Genomic DNA, 13,799 nt, shown 5'->3' on the forward strand with positions numbered 1-13,799 from the left:
CTCCCGGGGCACGCTCGAGTCAGCGTCGGACGATGCGTCCGGCCAACCAGTTGCCGAACAGCTGGCCGACCTGGACGATCACGACGATGATCGCGACGGTGACCCACGTAGCCGCAGGGTCGAACTGCTGGTAGCCGTAGATGATGGCAAAGTTGCCGAGACCGCCACCGCCGATGTAGCCGGCCATCGCCGACATGTCGACCACGGCGACGAACATGAACACGTACCCGAGCACCAGCTGCGCGAGCGCCTCGGGGATCACCACGCCGAACAGCACGGCCAGGCGCCGCGCGCCGGACGCCCGTGCGGCCTCGACGATGCCGGGGTCGACACTCACGAGGTTCTGCTCCACCACACGTGCGATCACGACCGTGGCCATGATCGTCATCGGCACGATCGCCGCCGTGGTGCCGAGGGTCGTGCCGGCCACGACCTTGGTGAGCGGGCCGACGGCGGTGAGGAAGATGATGAACGGGATCGGCCGGATGATGTTCACGAGCACGTTCAGCACCCCGAACACGGCAGCGTTCTCGAACAGATTGCCGCGGCGCGTGGCGTACAGGGCGGCGCCCAGCACCAGGCCGGCCACGCCGCCGATGAGCAGGGTGACGGCCGTCATCCAGACGGTCTCGACCACCGATTGACCGAGCACGGGACCGATGACGTCCCAATCGGCTGCGGGAGCGATCATGAGGCGGCCTCCTCTGCGGTGCCGGCGTCCGCCCAGGCGTCGTACTGCTGATCGGGGCGCACCACCCGGGTGTGCGCGGCGAGATCCGCCGCCACCGCGGTGACGACCTCCTCGGTCGCGTTCACGCGGTAGGTGAGCGTTCCCAGCTGACGGCCGCGAACATCCGTCACGCCGCCGAACACGACCACGCCGCGCACGCCGTGCTGGGTGAAGACCGTCTCCACGTCCTCGCTGGTGAACTCGTTGACGTCCACGCTCAGCAGCGCGCCACCTCCACGGCTCAGCGCTTCGAGAACGTCGCCCCGCGGGACGCCCTGGGTGGCATCCGAAACGAAGCGGGAGGTGAGGGACGCCGTCGGATGCGCGAACACCCGGTAGGTGTCGCCCTCGTCGACGATGCGGCCCTGCTCCATCACGATGACCTCGTCGCAGAGCTCGTGCACCACGCTGATCTGGTGGGTGATCACGACGATCGTGATGCCCAGTTCGCGATTGGCACGCGCCAGGAGGTCCAGGATGTCGCGGGTGGTCTGCGGATCGAGCGCACTGGTGGCCTCGTCGGCGAGCAGGATGTCGGGGTTCGTGGCAAGTGCGCGGGCGATCCCCACGCGCTGCTTCTGTCCACCCGAGAGTCGGCGCGGGAACTGATCCGCCTTGTCGGCGAGGCCGACGAAGTCCAGGAGTTCATCGACCCGTGCGGCGATCTTCTCTTTCGACCAGCCGGCCACCTTCAGCGGGTACGCGATGTTGCCGCGCACGGTGCGTGAGGAGAACAGGTTGAACTGCTGGAACACCATGCCGATCCGGCCGCGCAGGGCGCGCAGCGCCGCCTCGTCCGCTGCGCCCACGTCGACGCCCAGGGTCGACACGGTTCCGGATGTGGGCTTCTCCAGCCCGTTGATCATGCGCACCAGCGTGGACTTTCCCGCGCCGGAGTATCCGATCACGCCCACGATGCGTCCCGTGGGCACCCGCAGAGACACCCCGTCCACGGCGATGATCGCGCCGCGGCTGCGTCGCGCCGGGAACTCCTTGCCGACATTCTCGAAAACGACCGCGAAGTCCGCGGTGGAGGAATCCTCCACCGCGGACGCGGTCTTGCTGCGAGCCACCGGCCGCCTTACTTCGCCGCGGAGATGTCCGACTCGAGTCCGGTCAGCACCTCCGTGAGCTTCGCCTGGGTCCAGTCGGCCTTGAAGACGAGGTTGCCGTCGTTGAGCTTCGACACGGCCTCCTCCACCTCAGGGCTGTGGTACGCCTCGATCAGCTTGGCCCAGCGCGGGTCGTCAGCCAGCTCGGCGCGGGTGACGAACGCGTTGATGTAGGGCGCGAGCTGCGGGTCGTTGATGTCTTCCTTGAAGATGATGTCGCTGTCGGTGAGGCCACCGCGCTGCGCCTGCACGTTGTTCACGACGGCGGCGACGGCGCTGCCGTCTTTGAGGGCCGTGACCGTCTGGTTCGCGTCCACCGGGGTCACCTTCACCTTGGAGTCGGTGATGTCCGCCGGCGTCGACAGCGCGTTGCCGCCGTCCTTGAGCGTCAGCAGGCCAGCGGTCTGCAGGTTGAGGAGAGCGCGGGCGAGGTTGGTCGGGTTGTTCGGAACGGCGACGACGGCGTCAGCCGGCAGCTTCTCGACGGCGTCGTACTCCGTGGAGTACAGACCCAGCGGGTACACGGCCGTGGCACCGACGGGCACCAGGTCGGCGTCGTTGTCGACGTTGAATTGGGCGAGGAAGATCAGGTGCTGGAACAGGTTGATGTCGAGCGAGCCGTCCTTGACGCCCTGGTTGAGCTGCACGCCATCGGTGATCGTCTTCACCTCGAGGTCGATGCCCTCGTCGGCCAGCTTGTCCTTCAGGATCTGCCAGTGCGGCTCGTTGCCGTCGTCAGCGCCCAGCACGATGGTGTCCTGCTTGGCCGCGGTGGTGGAGCCATCGGTCGTGGCACCGGCATCGCTCGAGCAGCCGACGAGTCCGCTCACCATGAGAGCGGCCGTCGCGAGTCCGAGGATGGAGGTGACTCGTTTGGCGAGGGAGATCTTGGTCATGGGTCCATGAAACAGGCCCCGCCTCGCGCCGTCACATGCGCCCGCAACACCTCGCCACGGAAGTTCTCATGACGTCACGCAACTACACGAAACGTCACGGAATTTTGACACCCCCGCGCGCGGGGCGAGCGAAGCCCCCGGTTGGGAGCGCCCTTCGTCTCGCTGAGCGACCAGAGAACGAGACGAAGTGAGGCGGGACTTCTCGTCGTCAGCCGCGCGGCTCCGCGAGCGACAGCAGCTCTCGCGCGTGTGTCAGCGCCGCGTCCGAGTCGGCAAGCCCCGACAGCAGTCGTGCCATCTCCGCCTCCCGCTCTTCGCCGGTGAGCTGTCGCACGCTGGACGCAGTGACCGAGCCATCGTTGCTCTTGACCACGCTGAGGTGGTTATTCGCGAACGCCGCCACCTGTGCGAGGTGGGTGACCGCGATCACCTGGCTGGTGCGCGCCAAGGTCGCCAGCCGGCGCCCGACCTCGATGGCCGCCGCTCCGCCGATGCCGGCGTCCACCTCATCGAACACGAATGTCGGCACCGGATCGGTCCCCGCGATGACGACCTCGATCGCCAGCATCACCCGGCTGAGTTCACCTCCGGACGCACCCTTCGCGACTGATCGCGGCGAGGCTCCGGGGTGCGGGGCGAGCAGGAGCGCCACGTCATCCCGACCGAAGTGCGACGGATTGCCGATGCCCACCTCAACGGTCAGCGTGGCATCCGGCATGGCGAGAGCGTGAAGCTCCTCCGTGACGGCTGATCCCAGCCGTACCGCGGCCTCCGTGCGGCGCGCCGTGAGCTCGGCAGCAGCCGCATCCAGTTCCGCGCGCAGCTCCTCGATGCGAGCACCGAGCCGATCGACGCGGTCGCCGTCATCATCGAGCTCCATGAGCCGCGCGGAGCCGGTCTCCAGCAGCGCCAGGGCGTCACCCAGCGACCCATGCTGACGTACGAGTCCTGCGAGCAAGGCGCGGCGTTCCTCGACCGCCGCGAGTTCATGAGGGCCGGACTCGTCGAGATCGGCGAGGTAGCCGGACAGCTGGGCGGCGATATCGACGGCCCGATAGCCGATCTCGGCGAGCTGTTCGGTCAGCGCGGTAAGCACCGGATCGGTCGCCCGCTCCAAGGCACGGCGCGCGTCAGCGATGAGCCCGGAGACGTCCGGCGCGTCTTCTTCGCTGGAGAGCGCCTCGCGAGCCGAACTCGCGGCGACGCGGAGCTCTTCGGCGTTGCTCAGCCGCTCCGACTTCGCCGCGAGTTCGGTATCCTCGCCGGGTTCGGGGGCGATGCTCTCGATCGCAGCGATCGCCTCCCGCAACTGGGCGGCTTCGGCCTGACGTTCGTCACGTCGCGTGGTCAGCTCCGTGAGTTCGGCGTCGGCCGCGAGGAACTCCTCGTAGACGCGTCGGTAGGCGGCAAGCGCCTTCGCCACCGGTTCCCCGGCGAACCGATCCAGCGCGTCTCGCTGCGCAGCCGCGGATCGCAGCCGCAGCTGTTCGGACTGACCGTGCACCACCACCAGCTCGTCGGCGAGGTCCGCCAGGACGCCTGCTGGGGCGCTGCGACCGCCGACGCTCGCACGGCTGCGCCCTTCGGCGGTCAGCGTGCGGGAGACGTAGAGCTCGGCGTTTCCATCGCCGATCGCCTCGACCTCTCCCCCGGCCTCGGCCACGCGGTCCGCGACAGCGCCCGACTCCGGCACCACCCACACTCCGGCGACGACCGCGGAGTCGGCTCCCGCGCGCACTGCACCGGAATCAGCGCGGGCTCCGAGCAGCAGCCCGAGTCCGGTGACCACCATCGTCTTTCCGGCGCCGGTCTCACCGGTGATCGCCGTGAAGCCGGGACCGATCGGCAGGGTCGCCTCGGAGATGACTCCGAGGTCGCGCATGCGCATCTCCTCGATCATGCGGATCCTCCCTGGATGGGCAGCACATCGGTCGTCGGGTCCGGCCCCCGCCAGCCGTCAACGGGCAGCCGGAACTTGCGTACGAGTCGGTCGGTGAACTTGGCCTCGTGCAGTCGCGCGAGACGAACGGGAACGGCCGAGCGGCGCACGACGACGCGGGCACCGGGCGGAAGCTCGTGAGAGCGCCGTCCGTCGGCCCAGAGCACGCCGCTGCCGTTCGTGCGACTCATCACCTCGATGGCGACCGAGGACGACGGATCCACCACGATCGGACGAGCAAACAGCGCGTGCGCCGACAGGGGAACCACGCTGATCGCCTGGACGGTGGGCCAGATCACCGGGCCGCCGGCAGAGAAGTTATAGGCGGTCGAGCCGGTCGGGGTCGATACGACCATGCCATCGCATCCGAAGCTGGTGAGCGGACGTCCGTCCACCTCCAGGACCACCTCGAGCATGCGTTCGCGGCTGCCCTTCTCAATCGACGCGTCGTTCAGAGCAAACGTCGAGTAAACGACGTCGCCCTGCGCGTTCTTCACGCGGATGTCCACCGCCATGCGCTCTTCGACGGTGTAGTCCCGCGCGATCACGCGACGCACGGCCTCATCCATGTCGTCTCGCTCGCTCTCCGCGAGGAAGCCGACATGCCCCATGTTGATTCCCAGCACGGGAGCAGCGCTCCCCCGCACCAGCTCCGCGGCACGCAGAATCGTGCCGTCGCCGCCGAGGACGATGGCCAGTTCCAGATCGGCGGTGCTGAGCTCCTCACCGAGCATGCGGACCCGATCAAGCACGCTCGGATCGGGCATCGCGTCGGCCAGGTCGTTGCGATCGTCCGGAGACATCACCGGAATCGCGCCGGCCGCCGTGAGCGAATCGATCACGCGCATCGCCGCGGCAACCGTGTCATCGCGTCGTGCGTGCGCGACGACGAGGATGAATCGTTCGTCGGTCATGCTCCGGTCACCTCCAGGACTCGATCACGGAAATCTGTGGGGTTGGCACCCTCGTGTCGCAGATGTACCAGGAACTCCGCGTTGCCATGCGTGCCGAGGATGGGGCTGGGGAGAATCCCGAGGGTACCGAGGCCGGAATCCCAGGCGCTCCAGAGCACCGAGGAGATGGCGTCAGCCCGCAGCCCCGGGTTCGTGACGAGACCGCCCTTCACCGCGGTGCGGCCTACTTCGAACTGCGGCTTGACCAGCAGCACGATGTCCGCGTCCCGCGCCGCGACGGCCGCGACGGCGGGAATCACGTGCTCGAGGGAGATGAAGGAGAGGTCGCCTGTCACGACCTGGGGAGGAAGCGTGACGCCGGTGGCACCGGCCAGATTCTCCGCGGTCATGTGGCGGACGTTGAATCCCTCGACGCTGCGAACCCCGGCGTCGGAGGCGATCTCGGCAGCCAGCTGGTCGTGGCCGACGTCGACGGCCAGCACCGGCTCCGCACCGCGTTCGCGCAGCACCTGGGTGAAGCCTCCGGTGGAGGCGCCCATATCGAGCGCGACGCGGCCTCGTGGATCGATCCCGAAACCGTCGAGGGCGGCGATCAGCTTGTGCGCGGCGCGACTGACGTAGTGGTCGGCACCGGCTACCTCGAGTACCGCCTCGTCGGACACAGCCGCCGAGGCCTTCACGACGGGGGTTCCGTCGACGGTGACCAGACCGTCGGCGATGAGACGCGCCGCATGAGACCGCGAACGAGCAAGCCCGCGGGTCGTGAGCGCAGCATCCAGACGTGTCATCAGTCCGACTCTGCCCGCGGAACGCTGGAATCCAAGCGCCGTGTCAGCTCGTCGTGCAACCCGGCATACGCCTCCGCTCGTGCAGCCAACGGCTGCGCTTCGATGACGCGCAGACGGCTCACGAGGCCCGGATCAGAGGTGAAGTCGGTCACGACTCCACAATACGCGCCGCCCCCGACACGGTCACGGAGATCCGCGGCCAGCCGACGATGCGCGACCCACAGCGTGTGCCCGCCAGCCCCTTGCACGCCGTGCCGTGACCGCACGACCAAGGGAAGCACGGCCACAGGCACTCGACAGACGAAACGCCATGCGGACTCTGGCCGCGTATCTTCGAGCTCTGCGTCCAGAGACGAGCGGCGCAGGAACAACGACACGAACACCGCCAAGGCACCCCGCCGCCGGTGAGTTAGGACCGCCGGCTCACGAAGGGGTCGGCGTACAGCTGCTCAGGAACGCGGAACCCGAAGATCGCGCGTCCGCTGCGCCAGATCGCCTGAGCGCCCGCGCGCAACAGGTTCAGCTGGTCGCCTGCCCGCTCGATGACGATATCCGGTCCGTCGATTCGCACCGTCGCGTCGGCCACGGTGACCCGCTCACCGTCGACCACGGTCTTCGGGTACGGCTCGAACAGCCCCCGCAGATCGGCCACGATGAAGTCCGGACGCGAGTCCGGCGGCGCCGCCAGCACATGCTTCGGTCGATCGATCCCGGTCAGCACGTGCAGCGAGGCGATTCCAGATCGATTGGCGCCGAGAATGTCGGTGTCGAGTCGGTCGCCGAGGAAGAGCGCCTTCTTCGCGGAGAATCGCGCGATGGCCTCCTCGAAGATCGGCGTCTCCGGCTTCCCAGCAACCGTCGACAGACGCCCGACAGCCGTGTGCACCGCGGACACCAGAGTGCCGTTTCCCGGCGCGATTCCGCGCTCCTTCGGAATGGTCCAGTCCGTGTTCGTGGCGATCCACGGAATCCCGCCCTCGTCCTCGGGTGTCTGCAGAGCGTACGCAGCTTCCGCAAGCTGGTTCCAGTCCACCTCCGGAGCGAATCCCTGGACCACCGCGGCGGGACTGTCGTCAGCGCTGCGCGTCACGACGAAGCCCGCCTTGTGCAGCTCGTCGACCAGCCCGTCGCCGCCAACGACGAGGATGGTCGCCCCCGGCGCGACTCGCGTTGCGAGCAAGCGCATGGCGGCCTGTGGACTCGTGACGATCTCGTCCGGTTTGGTCGGCAGACCGAGTTCGCTCAGATGCTCCGCAACGGCTCGGTCCGTCCGCGATGCATTGTTGGTGATGTAGCCGACGCGGGCGGACTCCCGAGCGCGATTGATGCTCTCGACCGCGAACGGAATAGCACCAGCCCCGGCATAGACGACCCCGTCGAGGTCGGCGAGGATCGTGTCGACACCGTCCAGCGGCGTTGGTGCCGACGCAGCAGACGAACCAGAGCGACGAGAGAACAGACCCACAGTCACTCTCCCGCGTCGGTGGCGTCGTCCGTGGTCCTCGCCGCGCGCTTGCGTGCGGGCTTGTCCTCAACGACCTTGATGCGAGCCTTCGGCGCCACTGCATCCGGAGCCTGCTCCTCGCTCTTGCGTGCCTTCTTGGGCTTCTCGACGGGCTCAGCCGTGCCAGACTCCGCAGCCTTCTTGGCCTTCTTGGCCTTCTTGGCCTTCTTCTCGGCCTGAGCCTGGTCTGCGTCGTCGCCGTTCGGAGCCTTGCTCTTCTTGTCCGACTTGGCCTTCTTGTCCGCCTTGGGCTTCTTCGCTTTCTCAGCTACAGACGGAGCGTCAGCCTTGACTTCGGCCGCCGCGCCGGGCTTCTCCGATTCCGTGTCGTTCTCACCGAGCAGATCGGCGACTTCGTCTTCGACCGAATAGTCGTGTGCGCTCGGCATCGCGTCGATGTCGCTCTCCGGGGACGTGTCCGCGTCATCAGCCACATCCGCATCCACCGCCGTGATGGCGTCTGCCTCATCGGCGCCGGCGTCACCGGTGCCACGAGTGGTGTCGCTTGCCGTGTCCCTCTCGTCGGCTGCTGCAACATCATCGCCGATCGCATCGACGTCCTCGGCCTCATCCGACGCGAGAGCCGAATCGACATCGTCGGCACGGTCCGTCGAGTCAGCACCCGGGCGAGACCCGGCGCCTTCGTCTTCGTCTTCGTCCTCGAAAGCGTCCTCATCGAACGTGTCCTCGACGACAAGGAACTCGTCGCTCATCCCGCCGGCGAGCGCCTCTTCAGCCACAGCTGCGCGGTGATGCCACTGCGCCGCCTCGTCTTCCAGGCCGAGCTCCTCCAGGACAACAGCACGGGCCTCGAACAGGGCCGGGCTCCACTCGAACGCGCGGTCCGGGTCCAGTTCAGGGATATCGAGCTCGCCGAGCGCCGCAGCGGTCTGACCGAGATCGAGCCGAGCACCGGACATCGCGATGGCCAGCTGCACCCGAACCTCGGTCGGCAGCGACGCGCGATCAACCGCCCGCCCCTCCTCCAGTCCCTTCTCCGGGCGACCGAGACCACGCTCGCTGTCAACGATCAGCGCAATCTGGTCTTCCTTGCCCGAGATGCGGCGGTATGTGCGCAGCTCGCGCAACGCGAGAGCAAAGTCACCCATGCCGTACGCGGTGATGGCGAGGGTCTCTCGAACAAGCGCGATACGACCAGCTCGACGCGATGCCGCGAGGGCATGCTCGTGAGCGAGTGCCGGATCCTCCTCGATCAGCCGCGCCGCCATCACCAGGTGACGCGCGACACCTTCCGCATTCTCCTTGCTCAGTGTCTTGAGCTCGTTGCGCGCGGCCGCCGGCAGATCCCGCGCGTCGACCGACTCGGGAATCTCCGGATCGCGCGGTCGGTCCGCCCGGTCATCCTGCGTCGGGCGGCTCGGGCGCCGCTCGTCTTCGTTGCGGTGGTAGGAGCGGCGCTCCCCGTCGCGCTGCGGACGGTCGTAAGAGCGACGCTCACCGTCACGCTGCGGACGATCGTAAGAGCGGCGCTCGCCATCACGGCTGGGACGGTCATAGGAGCGACGTTCACCATCACGCTGCGGACGGTCGAACGAGCGGCGCTCCCCGTCACGCTGCGGACGATCATAGGAGCGACGCTCACCATCACGGTTAGGCCGGTCATAGGAGCGACGCTCACCGTCGCGGTTGGGACGATCGAACGAACGACGCTCACCATCACGCTGCGGACGGTCGTAGGAGCGACGCTCACCATCACGCTGCGGACGGTCATAGGAGCGGCGCTCACCGTCGCGGTTGGGACGATCGAACGAACGACGCTCACCATCACGCTGCGGACGGTCGTAGGAGCGACGCTCACCATCACGCCGCGGACGGTCATAGGAGCGGCGCTCGCCGTCACGGTTGGGGCGATCGAACGAACGGCGCTCGCCGTCACGGTTGGGACGATCGTAGGAGCGGCGCTCGCCGTCGCGGTTGGGACGATCGAACGAACGACGCTCACCATCACGCTGCGGACGGTCGTACGAGCGGCGCTCGCCGTCACGGTTAGGACGATCGAAGGAGCGACGCTCGCCGTCACGGTTGGGACGATCGTAGGAGCGGCGCTCGCCATCGCGGTTGGGACGATCGAACGAACGACGCTCACCATCGCGGTTAGGACGATCGAACGAACGACGCTCACCATCACGCTGCGGACGGTCGTACGAGCGACGCTCACCATCACGCTGCGGACGGTCAAAGGAGCGACTCTCCCCGTGACCATCACGGCGCGGGGGTCGGGAGTCGGAGCGAGGACGCTGGTCGCGCCTGTCGTCGTTTCGGCCGTTGTTGTCTGCCATCGTCGCTCCTCTGTTGACCTTCCTCGGGTACATTCTCCCCCGAAACCACGAAAGGCCCACCCAGCGTTGGGTGGGCCTTTCGATCGAAAGAAGTCCGGCGGTGTCCTACTCTCCCACAGGGTCCCCCCTGCAGTACCATCGGCGCTGAGAGGCTTAGCTTCTGGGTTCGGAATGTGACCAGGCGTTTCCCTCTCGCTATGGCCGCCGAAACACTATTGATGTTTCAATCAGCACAACGAGTGATCGTTGTGTGTTCTCGACCGTACATCGAGAACCACTCAGTGGACGCAAGCAAGTTCATGCCACCCACCCACGGATGGGGGGTGTTTATCAAGTCATCGGCTTATTAGTACCAGTCAGCTACACGCATTACTGCGCTTCCACATCTGGCCTATCAACCCAGTAGTCTGGCTGGGAGCCTCTCACCCGAAGGTATGGAAATCTCATCTTGAGGCCGGCTTCCCGCTTAGATGCTTTCAGCGGTTATCCATCCCGAACGTAGCTAACCAGCGGTGCTCTTGGCAGAACAACTGGCACACCAGAGGTTCGTCCAACCCGGTCCTCTCGTACTAGGGTCAGATCCTCTCAAATTTCCTACGCGCGCAGCGGATAGGGACCGAACTGTCTCACGACGTTCTAAACCCAGCTCGCGTACCGCTTTAATGGGCGAACAGCCCAACCCTTGGGACCTACTCCAGCCCCAGGATGCGACGAGCCGACATCGAGGTGCCAAACCATGCCGTCGATATGGACTCTTGGGCAAGATCAGCCTGTTATCCCCGAGGTACCTTTTATCCGTTGAGCGACAGCGCTTCCACAAGCCACTGCCGGATCACTAGTCCCGACTTTCGTCCCTGCTCGACTTGTCAGTCTCACAGTCAAGCTCCCTTGTGCACTTACACTCGACACCTGATTGCCAACCAGGTTGAGGGAACCTTTGGGCGCCTCCGTTACTTTTTGGGAGGCAACCGCCCCAGTTAAACTACCCACCAGGCACTGTCCCTGAACCGGATTACGGTCCGAAGTTAGATATCCAGAGTGACCAGAGTGGTATTTCAACAACGACTCCACACCCACTAGCGTGAATGCTTCACAGTCTCCCACCTATCCTACACAAGCCACACCAAACACCAATACCAAGCTGTAGTAAAGGTCACGGGGTCTTTCCGTCCTGCTGCGCGTAACGAGCATCTTTACTCGTATTGCAATTTCGCCGAGTTCGCGGTTGAGACAGTTGGGAAGTCGTTACGCCATTCGTGCAGGTCGGAACTTACCCGACAAGGAATTTCGCTACCTTAGGATGGTTATAGTTACCACCGCCGTTTACTGGGGCTTAAATTCTCAGCTTCGCCTTACGGCTAACCGGTCCTCTTAACCTTCCAGCACCGGGCAGGCGTCAGTCCGTATACATCGTCTTGCGACTTAGCACGGACCTGTGTTTTTAGTAAACAGTCGCTACCCACTAGTCTCTGCGGCCACCAAACGCTTTCGGAGCAAGTCCTAATACGCCGATGGCCCCCCTTCTCCCGAAGTTACGGGGGCATTTTGCCGAGTTCCTTAACCACGATTCTCTCGATCTCCTTGGTATTCTCTACCTGACCACCTGAGTCGGTTTGGGGTACGGGCAGCTAGAACCTCGCGTCGATGCTTTTCTCGGCAGCATAGGATCACCCACTTGATACGCATCGTGTCTCAGCCTGTATAAGTGACGGATTTGCCTATCACTCAGCCTACGCACTTGCACAGCGACAACCATCGCGCTGCTGGGCTACCTTCCTGCGTCACACCTGTTAATACGCTAACCGCACCAGAACGGGGTCGTACGCTAGGCCTCCAGCCATCACCCGAAGGATCCGGTCAAGAGGATTCAGATACTTAGCACTACTGGATTAGCTTGGGCGGTTCTTCGCCGGTACGGGAATATCAACCCGTTGTCCATCGACTACGCCTGTCGGCCTCGCCTTAGGTCCCGACTTACCCAGGGAAGATTAGCTTGACCCTGGAACCCTTGGTCTTTCGGAGGACGTGTTTCTCACACGTCATTCGCTACTCATGCCTGCATTCTCACTCGTGTAGCGTCCACGGCTGGATCACTCCGCCGCTTCACTCGCCACACGACGCTCTCCTACCCATCAACACGGCTGGACCACGAAGGCCTACCAAAAATGTCAATGCCACAACTTCGGTGGCGTGCTTGAGCCCCGTTACATTGTCGGCGCGGAATCACTTGACCAGTGAGCTATTACGCACTCTTTCAAGGGTGGCTGCTTCTAAGCCAACCTCCTGGTTGTCACAGCAACTCCACATCCTTTTCCACTTAGCACGCGCTTAGGGACCTTAGATGGTGGTCTGGGTTGTTTCCCTCTCGACTATGAAGCTTATCCCCCACAGTCTCACTGCTGCGCTCTCACTTACCGGCATTCGGAGTTTGGCTGACGTCAGTAACCTTGTAGGGCCCATCGGCCATCCAGTAGCTCTACCTCCGGCAAGAAACACGCAACGCTGCACCTAAATGCATTTCGGAGAGAACCAGCTATCACGAAGTTTGATTGGCCTTTCACCCCTATCCACAGCTCATCCCCTCAGTTTTCAACCTAAGTGGGTTCGGTCCTCCACGACGTCTTACCGTCGCTTCAACCTGGCCATGGATAGATCACTTCGCTTCGGGTCTAGGACACGCGACTCAATCGCCCTATTCAGACTCGCTTTCGCTACGGCTACCCCACACGGGTTAACCTCGCCACGTATCACTAACTCGCAGGCTCATTCTTCAAAAGGCACGCTGTCACACCTACCAGGGGTGCTCCAACGGTTTGTAAGCAAACGGTTTCAGGTACTATTTCACTCCCCTCCCGGGGTACTTTTCACCTTTCCCTCACGGTACTTGTCCGCTATCGGTCATCTGGGAGTATTTAGGCTTATCAGGTGGTCCTGACAGATTCACACGGGATTTCTCGGGCCCCGTGCTACTTGGGATACTCTCCACGCCAATACACGCATTTCGACTACGGGGTTGGCACCCTCTATGACTGGCCTTTCAAAACCATTCGTCTATACGCTACTGTCACGTCGAAGTCTCGGCAGAAACTTCCGGTGAGTCCCACAACCCCCAACGTGCAACACCTGCCGGCTATCACACACGCAAGGTTTAGCCTGATCCGGTTTCGCTCGCCACTACTAACGGAATCGCGGTTGCTTTCTCTTCCTGTGGGTACTGAGATGTTTCACTTCCCCACGTTCCCTCTACCCGCCCTATATATTCAGGCGGGAGTCACTAGGTCGGCACGCCGCCCAGCGGGGTTTCCCCATTCGGACACCCTCGGATCAAAACTTGCTTATCAGTTCCCCGAGGCTTATCGCAGATTGCTACGTCCTTCTTCGGCTCCAGATGCCAAGGCATCCACCGTTTGCTCTTAAAGACTTGAATACATGAGTTAAGAAATGATCAGATCCAAAAAATCTGACACTTTCAAAAACAATCCACACAAGCCCGAAGGCCCATACAGATCATCTTTAAGATGCTCGCGTCCACTGTGTAGTTCTCAAAGTACGGGCGGTACTCCCACCTCCCCCGACACACGGTCAGAATCAGCAGAAGCCCAGAGGTACAGACCCA

Annotated in this window: 9 protein-coding genes and 2 rRNA genes; all 11 read right to left on the reverse strand. The window is 64.2% G+C overall.

All coding sequences use genetic code 11. The features are described 5' to 3' along the window. Positions 1–19: 19 nt before the first annotated feature. Positions 20–691, reverse strand: coding sequence for a methionine ABC transporter permease (locus ABTV68_RS14105; RefSeq protein WP_433674335.1), 672 nt, complete (start codon positions 689–691; stop codon positions 20–22). After that, positions 688–1,803, reverse strand: a complete 1,116-nt coding sequence (locus ABTV68_RS14110; RefSeq protein ID WP_433674337.1) for a methionine ABC transporter ATP-binding protein — start codon at positions 1,801–1,803, stop codon at positions 688–690. Before ABTV68_RS14110 ends, ABTV68_RS14105 begins: the two co-directional genes overlap by 4 nt. Positions 1,804–1,811: 8 nt before the next feature. Further along, the gene (locus ABTV68_RS14115; protein ID WP_433674338.1) at positions 1,812–2,738 is read right to left on the reverse strand and encodes a MetQ/NlpA family ABC transporter substrate-binding protein; all 927 of its coding nucleotides are present in this window, start codon (positions 2,736–2,738) and stop codon (positions 1,812–1,814) included. Positions 2,739–2,946: 208 nt separating this feature from the next. Further along, the gene (gene recN, locus ABTV68_RS14120) at positions 2,947–4,638 is read right to left on the reverse strand and encodes a DNA repair protein RecN (protein ID WP_433674339.1); all 1,692 of its coding nucleotides are present in this window, start codon (positions 4,636–4,638) and stop codon (positions 2,947–2,949) included. After that, complete coding sequence (locus ABTV68_RS14125) at positions 4,635–5,591, reverse strand: NAD kinase (RefSeq protein WP_404923080.1); 957 nt, start codon at positions 5,589–5,591, stop codon at positions 4,635–4,637. The genes recN and ABTV68_RS14125 overlap by 4 nt, the downstream gene beginning before the upstream one ends. After that, complete coding sequence (locus ABTV68_RS14130; RefSeq protein WP_433674340.1) at positions 5,588–6,379, reverse strand: TlyA family RNA methyltransferase; 792 nt, start codon at positions 6,377–6,379, stop codon at positions 5,588–5,590. The genes ABTV68_RS14125 and ABTV68_RS14130 overlap by 4 nt, the downstream gene beginning before the upstream one ends. Continuing rightward, positions 6,379–6,531, reverse strand: coding sequence for a hypothetical protein (locus ABTV68_RS14135; protein WP_433674341.1), 153 nt, complete (start codon positions 6,529–6,531; stop codon positions 6,379–6,381). Before ABTV68_RS14135 ends, ABTV68_RS14130 begins: the two co-directional genes overlap by 1 nt. Before the next feature lie 257 nt (positions 6,532–6,788). Then, positions 6,789–7,844: an HAD-IIA family hydrolase gene (locus ABTV68_RS14140; RefSeq protein ID WP_433674343.1), complete on the reverse strand. Its 1,056-nt coding sequence runs from the start codon at positions 7,842–7,844 to the stop codon at positions 6,789–6,791. A 2-nt stretch (positions 7,845–7,846) separates the two neighbouring features. Beyond that, entirely contained in the window at positions 7,847–10,183 is a 2,337-nt protein-coding gene (locus ABTV68_RS14145; protein WP_433674344.1) for a primosomal protein, read from the reverse strand. A gap of 92 nt (positions 10,184–10,275) precedes the next feature. Further along, positions 10,276–10,392: ribosomal RNA gene (rrf, locus tag ABTV68_RS14150) — 5S ribosomal RNA — on the reverse strand. A 117-nt stretch (positions 10,393–10,509) separates the two neighbouring features. Beyond that, positions 10,510–13,610, reverse strand: a 23S ribosomal RNA gene (locus tag ABTV68_RS14155). Between the last annotated feature and the right edge of the window lie 189 nt (positions 13,611–13,799).

It is taken from the genome of Microbacterium gorillae, assembly GCF_050990725.1.
GTDB lineage: Bacteria > Actinomycetota > Actinomycetes > Actinomycetales > Microbacteriaceae > Microbacterium > Microbacterium gorillae_A.

Bases quoted from the DNA above. Each gene is read 5' to 3' on its own strand.
- recN (WP_433674339.1), bottom strand. From the start codon at position 4,638: ATGATCGAGGAGATGCGCATGCGCGACCTCGGAGTCATCTCCGAGGCG.
- ABTV68_RS14105 (WP_433674335.1), bottom strand. From the start codon at position 691: ATGATCGCTCCCGCAGCCGATTGGGACGTCATCGGTCCCGTGCTCGGT.
- ABTV68_RS14125 (WP_404923080.1), bottom strand. From the start codon at position 5,591: ATGACCGACGAACGATTCATCCTCGTCGTCGCGCACGCACGACGCGAT.
- ABTV68_RS14145 (WP_433674344.1), bottom strand. From the start codon at position 10,183: ATGGCAGACAACAACGGCCGAAACGACGACAGGCGCGACCAGCGTCCT.
- ABTV68_RS14115 (WP_433674338.1), bottom strand. From the start codon at position 2,738: ATGACCAAGATCTCCCTCGCCAAACGAGTCACCTCCATCCTCGGACTC.
- ABTV68_RS14130 (WP_433674340.1), bottom strand. From the start codon at position 6,379: ATGACACGTCTGGATGCTGCGCTCACGACCCGCGGGCTTGCTCGTTCG.